The sequence below is a fragment of the Bradyrhizobium sp. P5_C11_2 genome (assembly GCF_054049755.1).
Map to the genome: position 1 here is coordinate 1 of NZ_JBFULT010000483.1, position 5,860 is coordinate 5,860.

Sequence of the window (5,860 nt, forward strand, 5' to 3'; positions counted from 1 at the left end):
ACCGCGTTCCGTCCCGGCGTGCGCCTGTCAGTCCCCGGTCAAAAATCTCGGGTATCCCTGCCGCTCGAATTCTGCGTCAAGGACAACGGACCAGGCGTGCCGGACGATCTTCTGCCCAACCTGTTCGATCCCTTCGTGACCACCAAGCAGACCGGCAGCGGTCTCGGCCTGGCGCTGGTCGCAAAGATCATCGGCGATCACGGGGGCATCATTGAATGCGAGTCTCAGCCGCGCAAGACCACCTTCCGCGTGCTGATGCCGATGTACTCGACATCGGTCAAACACGCCGATCACAGCAGTCGCGACGGCTCTGCCGGGAAGTCGTCGTCTGCATCACAGGGGGCAAAATGAGGATTAACAATGCCCGCAGGTAGCATTCTCGTTGCAGATGACGACACCGCCATCCGCACGGTTCTCAATCAGGCTCTGTCCCGCGCCGGTTACGAGGTGCGGCTGACCGGCAATGCCGCGACGCTGTGGCGATGGGTCAGCCAGGGCGAGGGCGATCTSGTSATCACCGACGTGGTGATGCCGGACGAAAACGCCTTCGATCTGCTGCCGCGGATCAAGAAGATGCGGCCGAATCTGCCGGTCATCGTCATGAGCGCGCAAAACACCTTCATGACGGCGATCCGCGCCTCCGAGCGCGGGGCTTACGAATATCTGCCGAAGCCCTTCGACCTGAAGGAGCTGATCGCGATCGTCGGCCGCGCGCTCGCCGAGCCGAAGGAGCGCACGCCGAGCCCGGCCGAAGATGCCGAGATGGAGGCGATCCCGCTGGTCGGCCGTTCGCCGGCGATGCAGGAAATCTACCGCGTGCTGGCCCGCCTGATGCAGACCGACCTCACCGTGATGATCACGGGCGAGTCCGGCACCGGCAAGGAGCTGGTGGCGCGCGCGCTGCACGATTACGGCAAGCGCCGCAACGGCCCGTTCGTCGCCGTCAATATGGCTGCGATCCCGCGCGACCTGATCGAATCCGAATTGTTCGGCCATGAGCGCGGCGCCTTCACCGGCGCCAACACCCGCGCGTCGGGCCGGTTCGAGCAGGCCGAGGGCGGCACGCTGTTCCTCGACGAAATCGGCGATATGCCGATGGAGGCGCAGACCCGCCTGCTGCGCGTGCTCCAGCAGGGCGAATACACCACSGTCGGCGGCCGMACGCCGATCAAGACCGACGTGCGGATCGTCGCGGCCTCCAACAAGGACCTGCGGGTGCTGATCCAGCAGGGCCTGTTCCGCGAGGATTTGTTCTTCCGCCTCAACGTCGTGCCGCTGCGGCTGCCGCCGTTGCGCGAACGCATCGAGGATCTGCCGGATCTGGTGCGTCACTTCTTCGCGCTCGCCGAGAAGGACGGCCTGCCGCCGAAGAAGCTCGACGCGCTGGCGCTGGAGCGGCTGAAGCAGCACCGCTGGCCGGGCAACGTGCGCGAGCTCGAAAACCTCGCGCGGCGCCTGGCGGCGCTCTATCCGCAGGACGTGATCACGGCCTCCGTCATCGATGGCGAGCTGGCACCGCCCTCGGTCAGCCCGGGGGCTGCGGTCCAGCAGGGTGTCGACAATCTCGGCGGCGCGGTGGAGGCCTATCTGTCCTCGCACTTCCAAGGCTTTCCGAACGGCGTGCCGCCGCCCGGGCTGTATCACCGCATCCTCAAGGAGATCGAGGTGCCGCTGCTCACGGCCGCGCTCGCCGCCACCCGCGGCAACCAGATCCGCGCCGCCGACCTGCTCGGGCTCAACCGCAACACGCTGCGCAAGAAGATCCGGGATCTGGACATCCAGGTCTATCGCAGCGGGGGGTAGTTCTCCCGGAACGGTGGCTCAGCTCCCCCTACCAAAGCGGAGCTGAGCCTGTCCGGATCGCGCTGGCCGTTGTGGCTGACGCGGTGAGCAGAAGTCCGGATCGGGCCGAAATGTTCCGCCGTCACGTTGGAATTGGTCCACCGCAGGGCGTGGCGCCGCACTCATCGGATGAGCCGGCCTGAGACGGGCAGGGCGTTGGCCATCTGCGTCGACGGCTGCTGAATGCCCGGGCCGTTGACCAGGAGGTCGGCAGCCACGATCAGCAGCAGAACGGCCGCAACCATGATCGCGAGAAAGAACCTCTCCATGCCGGGGCAAGCCGGAGGGGCCTGAATCCGTTCCGGCGACTGGCACCGAGCCGCCATGCGCCTGTGGATGTGTCCGACCACCACAGGGGAGGCGCCGCGGAATTGTCGCAATTCGGCAACATTGTGGTAGGAATGCATCAGTATCCGCGATCCGCGGATCCCCGTTTTCAGCACCTCTCATTGCCAGAATGACCAGCGCAGATACCTCGGCCGCATCTTTTGACACGGCCCCAGCGGAAGAGCCGCGACGCTGGTCGTCGCGGCGCTGGCTGGCACCCTTTGCCGTGGCAATGGCGCTGCTGTCGGCGCTCCTGACCTTCCTGGTCCTGACCGGACTGACGCGGATCGACCCCACGCCGGAGGTGGTCCGGTCCTTCTACCTGATCAATGCGGCCACGATCCTGCTGCTGGTCGGAATCATCATCCGCGAGCTCTGGCAGCTGATCCTGGCGCGACGGCGGGGCCGGGCGGCGGCACGCCTGCACGTCCAGATCGTCAGCCTGTTCTCGATCGTGGCGGTGCTGCCGGCAGTGCTCGTTGCCGTCGTCGCCAACGTCACCATCGAGCGCGGCCTTGACCGGCTGTTCTCCGGGCCCACCAAGGAGGTGATCCAGAATTCGCTGACCATCGCCCGGGCCTACATGCAGGACCACGCGCAGCTGATCCGCGGCGACATTCTCGGGATGGCCAACGACATCGCCCACGCCCGGCCGCTCTACGACCAGGATCGCCGGTCGTTTCGCGAGCTGCTGACCGGCAGCGCCGGCTCCCGCAACCTGCCGGGGGCGATGATCATCGACAAGAACACCAACATCCTGGAATCCGCCGACACCGGCATGCGGCTGGCCTATTCGCCGCCAGCGCCGGACTTTCTCAGCAACGTCAACGAGTCCGAGCCGGAAATCGCGATCCTGCCGGACGCGAGCTACGTCGCCGCGGTGATCCGCTTGCGCGCCTTCAACGACACCTTCCTCTATGTCGCGCGGCCGCTTGATCCGAACGTTGTCAATCAGCTCAAGCAGACCGAGGTCAGCGTCGCCGAATACGCCCAGATCGAGTCGCGCCGGCTCGGCATCCAGGTCGCCTTCGCGCTAATGTTCGCGGTGATCGCGCTGACCATCCTGATGGCCTCGGTGCTGATCGGCCTGAACTTCGCCAACTCGCTGGTGGCGCCGATCCGGCGGCTGATGAACGCGGCCCACACGGTCTCGACCGGCGACCTCCATGTCCAGGTGCCCGTGAACCAGTCGGAAGGCGACCTCGCCCAGTTGGGCGAGACCTTCAACAAGATGACGCAGGAATTGCGCAGCCAGCGCGACGAGCTCGTCAGCGCCAGCGACCTCATCGACAGCCGCCGCCGCTTCATCGAGGCCGTGCTGTCCTCGGCGAGCGCCGGCATCATCGGCGTCGATACCTCGGGCAGCGTCGGCATCCTCAACCGCTCCGCCGAGAAGCTGATCGGCCATGCCGAAGCCGAGACGCTCGGCCATCCGCTCTCCGACGTGCTGCCCGAACTCGACGAGATGATGAAGACGGCGCGGGAAGGGACCCAGCGCCTGGTGCAGGGCCAGATCTCGATCACGCGCGACGGTCAGGAACGCAATCTCTCGGTCCGGGTCAGCGCCGAGAAGACCAGCCAGCCGCGCGACAGCTACATCATCACGCTCGACGACATCACAGATCTCGTCTCGGCGCAGCGCACCTCGGCCTGGGGCGACGTGGCGCGCCGCATCGCGCACGAGATCAAGAACCCGCTGACGCCGATCCAGCTCTCCGCCGAGCGCATCCGCCGCAAATTCGGCAAGACCATCACCGCGGACAAGGACAAGCAGATCTTCGAGCAGTGCACCGACACCATCGTGCGCCAGGTCGACGATATCAGACGCATGGTCGACGAATTCTCGCGCTTCGCACGCATGCCGAAGCCGGTGATGGAGGGCGAGGACGTCGCCGACACCGTGCGGCAGGCGGTGTTCCTGATGAAGGTCGCCCATCCCGAGATCGACATCGAGGCCGAATTCAAGGAGGACCCGCTGCGCGCCCAGTTCGACCGGCGGTTGATCTCGCAGGCGGTCACCAACATCGTCAAGAACGCCACCGAGGCGATCGAGCAGGTCCCGCCCGAGGAACTCGGCAAGGATTACGGCAAGGGCCGCATCGACGTCGTGGTGTCGCGCGAGGGCGAGGACGTGCTGATCGACGTCATCGACAACGGCATCGGCCTGCCCAAGGTTGCGCGCTCGCGCCTGCTCGAGCCGTATGTCACGACGCGCGCCAAGGGCACCGGCCTTGGGCTTGCGATCGTCGGCCGCGTGCTGGAAGACCATGGCGGGCGCATCGAGCTGAAGGACGCCTCCGACTTCCGCGAAGGCCAGCGCGGCGCCTGGATGCGGATGCGCTTTGCAATTTCCGGCCATCCTGCCAAGACGGAGGTGGCCGAGCACGCGCCGGCCGCCGTGGAATCGGCCGTCAAGGGCCTGGAAACAGAAACAAAAGAGCCGGTTGCCGGAACCAAAGAGCCGGCCGAAAAGACCAATGATTCAACGAAGATCGAAGCCTCAACAGGCATCTGACAAGACAGGCGCGACCGATGGCAAGTGAAATTCTGATTGTCGATGATGAGGCCGATATTCGGGATCTCGTTGCGGGCATTCTCGAAGACGAGGGGTTCGTCACCCGGACCGCACGCGACAGCGATACGGCGCTGGCCGAGATCGCCAACCGCAGGCCGCATCTGGTGTTCCTCGACATCTGGCTCCAGGGCTCCAAGCTCGACGGCTTGCAGCTCCTGGAGCAGGTCAAGAAGGACAATGCCGATTTGCCGGTCGTGATGATCTCGGGCCACGGCAACATCGAGACCGCGGTCGCCGCGATCAAGCGCGGCGCCTATGACTTCATCGAGAAGCCGTTCAAGGCCGACCGGCTCATCCTGGTCGCGACCCGCGCGCTGGAGAACTCGCGGCTCAAGCGCGAGGTCAAGGAGCTGAAGCAACTCGCGCCGAGCGCAAGCTCGCTCGTCGGCCGCTCGCCCAGCATGAACCAGTTGCGCCAGACCATCGAGCGCGCGGCGAAGGCCAACAGCCGCATCCTGATCGTCGGCCCCGCCGGCGCCGGCAAGGAATTGACCGCGCGCACGCTGCATACAGCCTCGGGCCGTGCCGACGGTCCGTTCGTCGTGATCAACGCCGCCGCGATCACGCCCGAGCGCATGGAGCATGAGCTGTTCGGCGTCGAGCAGTCCAATGGCGAGCAGCCGCGCAAGCCGGGCGCGCTCGAGGAAGCCCATGGCGGCACGCTGTTCATCGACGAGATCGCGGACATGCCGCGCGAGACCCAGAACAAGATCTTGCGCGTGCTGGTCGAACAGTCGTTCCAGCGCGTCGGCGGCGCCGGCAAGGTGCAGGTCGACGTGCGCATCATCTCGTCCACTGCGCGCAACCTCGAGGAGGAGATCGCGGCCGGCCATTTCCGCGAGGATCTCTATCATCGGCTCTCGGTGGTGCCGATCCGCGTGCCCGCGCTGTCGGAGCGGCGCGAGGACATTCCGGAGCTGATCGACTACTTCATGGAGCAGATCTCGGCGGGAAGCGGCCTGCCCAGGCGTCAGATCGGGCAGGATGCGATGGCGGTGCTGCAATCGCATGTCTGGCCGGGCAATGTGCGCCAGCTCCGCAATAACGTTGAGAGAGTCATGATTCTCGCCGCCGGCGGACCGGAGGTGATCATCACCGCTGACATGTTGCCGCAGG

5 protein-coding genes are annotated in these 5,860 nt (G+C 65.8%); 4 read left to right on the forward strand and 1 reads right to left on the reverse strand.

The features are described 5' to 3' along the window. Together ACXJL8_RS31640 and ntrC are read left to right on the forward strand one after the other, a co-directional pair. Window positions 1–351, forward strand: a 351-nt coding sequence (locus ACXJL8_RS31640; protein ID WP_456686203.1) for an ATP-binding protein, incomplete at its 5' end; no start/stop codon positions are given. Window positions 352–360: 9 nt separating this feature from the next. Beyond that, window positions 361–1,803, forward strand: a complete 1,443-nt coding sequence (ntrC, locus tag ACXJL8_RS31645) for a nitrogen regulation protein NR(I) (RefSeq protein WP_456619073.1) — start codon at window positions 361–363, stop codon at window positions 1,801–1,803. Between the two features lie 161 nt (window positions 1,804–1,964). Here ntrC and ACXJL8_RS31650 read toward each other — a convergent pair whose 3' ends face one another. Beyond that, a complete protein-coding gene (locus tag ACXJL8_RS31650) occupies window positions 1,965–2,111 on the reverse strand; it encodes a hypothetical protein (protein WP_456619072.1) in 147 nt (48 codons plus the stop codon). 188 nt (window positions 2,112–2,299) lie between these two features. On the opposite strand from ACXJL8_RS31650, the gene ACXJL8_RS31655 reads away from it, so the two are divergent. Together ACXJL8_RS31655 and ntrX are read left to right on the forward strand one after the other, a co-directional pair. Next, a complete protein-coding gene (locus ACXJL8_RS31655; protein WP_456619071.1) occupies window positions 2,300–4,684 on the forward strand; it encodes an ATP-binding protein in 2,385 nt (794 codons plus the stop codon). A 17-nt stretch (window positions 4,685–4,701) separates the two neighbouring features. Further along, a partial coding sequence (gene ntrX, locus ACXJL8_RS31660; RefSeq protein WP_456686204.1) for a nitrogen assimilation response regulator NtrX occupies window positions 4,702–5,860 on the forward strand: 1,159 nt, incomplete at its 3' end.

Coding starts and splice junctions, on each gene's coding strand:
- ACXJL8_RS31650 (WP_456619072.1), bottom strand. CDS start 2,111: ATGGAGAGGTTCTTTCTCGCGATCATGGTTGCGGCCGTTCTGCTGCTG.
- ACXJL8_RS31655 (WP_456619071.1), top strand. CDS start 2,300: ATGACCAGCGCAGATACCTCGGCCGCATCTTTTGACACGGCCCCAGCG.